The organism is Streptococcus mitis (genome assembly GCF_003942795.1).
In the GTDB taxonomy this organism is placed as follows: Bacteria; Bacillota; Bacilli; order Lactobacillales; family Streptococcaceae; genus Streptococcus; species Streptococcus mitis_BJ.
Genome location: NZ_RJNY01000048.1, coordinates 1 through 2,067, shown reverse-complemented (window position 1 = coordinate 2,067; position 2,067 = coordinate 1). Strand labels below are relative to the sequence as shown.

Sequence of the window (2,067 nt, the reverse complement as noted above, 5' to 3'; positions counted from 1 at the left end):
GACTTAGTCTGCTGACAATGTTGACAATAATGAGTACTATCATCTAGTACCTTATCTTTAGCTTCATCAGTATAAACAGCTATCACACCATTTGTTCTGTTATTTTTTCTATCCTCTAAAGAATACCTTAGTTCATCATAAAGCCAATCATCATAATTTCCAATCCAATTCTTTCTATAAGAAACAGCCTCTGGAGTTAATAATACAATTGTAACCGATGTATCTTTTAACTTCTCATATAGATATTCCTTAATAATGTTCTCACTCATTTGACCTCTATCAACATCTTCTGATCTATTAATTACCTCAGTAGATTCATCAAATAAATCAACTAGTTCGTCTTTAATCTCTTTTCCATCACTAAAACGGAACGAAATAAATATTTTGGTTGCCATTATCGTACCTCATTGACAATTTTATCAATCGTGGAAAAAACTTTAGTGAAATCCTTTTCAGTCTCCAAAGTTTCCCAGTAATTATCTAAATAACTATATTCTCCTGATTGTTTCATCTCATCATAAATTTCTTTTGCAGCAAATCCAGTAGAGGCAATCGGAATGATTATCTTTCCTTTTTCTTTAGCTATTTGAAATTCCTCCATCATGCCTGAAGCAAGTTCTACCTTACCATCAACTAGCTTGTTACCAAATAAAAATATACACACCCCTGACTCACTAATCATTTGTTCACGATTCTCGGTCCAACATTCTTTTAACGATTTCTCTCCATTAGCATTTTGTGGAAAAGGAAACAAACCAAGGTGTTCAGCCACATGTCTATATTTAGTTTTATAAATTTGATCCAGCGCACCATTAATAACACTGCTTCCTATCCCCAGTCCAAACCCTGATATTATTTTATAATCTTTTGAAATAAGAAAACTAGATAAATCATAGCAGTATTGATTTACCTTTTCTTCACTCCAATTCTCATTATAATCTGATATACTACCTGAAATGAAGATTGTATTTTTAAAATATTCTCTTTCAATTTCTAGTAATAATTGGGGAATCTCAGTATAATCATTTACCAAAACAGTCTCAATACCATATCGTTTTAAGTCTATTATTTTTAAACCTTGCTTTATTTTTGCATAGTCATACTCTTTTTTCGTTTTATAATCTTTTCTTAATACAGTTCTCTGAATACAATAATGTTCTCTTTTGTTATCTCCTAATAAAACATTCACCTTTCCTAAAATAGACTCTAGGTTTGGATCTTCAAAACTGAACCCTACAAATAGGAACGTTTTTGAGACTAAGTCCCCACGCAAGGCTGTAACAAATAACGAATTTTTCTCACCATATCTTTCATAATCATCTTTTGAAATAACTGCATCTTGGGGAGATCTTATATCACCGTGCATTTTATATACGATAGCATCACTATCATAAATATTAATAGCCAAATCATCTACTTTTCTTTTTATATCCCCCCTGCGATTATTTTTTTCCAATCCATTTTCTATGACCTCATCATAATTTGTTGTCCAATATGTAGAAATGGGAAGACGTGTTAATATATTCATAACATCCGTTTCTGCATCTGAACTAGAAAACTGATTAATTATTTTTTGATTCACAGTACCACGATTTCCCATTTTAGAATTGATATAGTATTGCGCCACTCCAATTAAATCTGTTTCTTTATCAATGTCCAAATTTATTTCTTCTGAGAATGGTCTTACCAATTCTTTCCAATTAACAAAACCGGCATCAACTGATGTCCCCGCACCAGCAAATACTGCAGCATTCCCTTCTTGAATAACTTCAGTATATTTTTTAATAAATAGCTCTTTTTCCATATTAACTACTCCTATTTTTCCAATCATTAAATATAATAGATGATTGTTTATCAACTTCAATTGTAATGTTTTCAGAAAGATGTAGCTCTGGATAAATAGAATAAAATTTGGGAATAATTGTTCTATCTATTTTTTCTGAAAAATAGATACATATTTTCTTTCCAATTCCATCTGCATATCCCAATTCCCAAGCACACCACTGAGAATTAAGTGTCTTACTTGAAAAGTACAAAACAAATACATCCGATTGTTTTATACGCTCT

At 31.2% G+C, this 2,067-nt stretch carries 2 protein-coding genes and 1 pseudogene; all 3 read right to left on the bottom strand.

What is annotated here, in order from left to right:
• Window positions 1-395, bottom strand: a 395-nt coding sequence (locus tag D8847_RS10415; RefSeq protein WP_185757960.1) for a TIR domain-containing protein, incomplete at its 3' end; no start/stop codon positions are given.
• Window positions 395-1,804: an SIR2 family protein gene (locus tag D8847_RS10410; protein WP_023916203.1), complete on the bottom strand. Its 1,410-nt coding sequence runs from the start codon at window positions 1,802-1,804 to the stop codon at window positions 395-397. The genes D8847_RS10415 and D8847_RS10410, both read right to left, overlap by 1 nt.
• Window position 1,805: 1 nt before the next feature.
• Window positions 1,806-2,067: pseudogene (locus D8847_RS10405) on the bottom strand (toll/interleukin-1 receptor domain-containing protein); the annotation flags it as partial.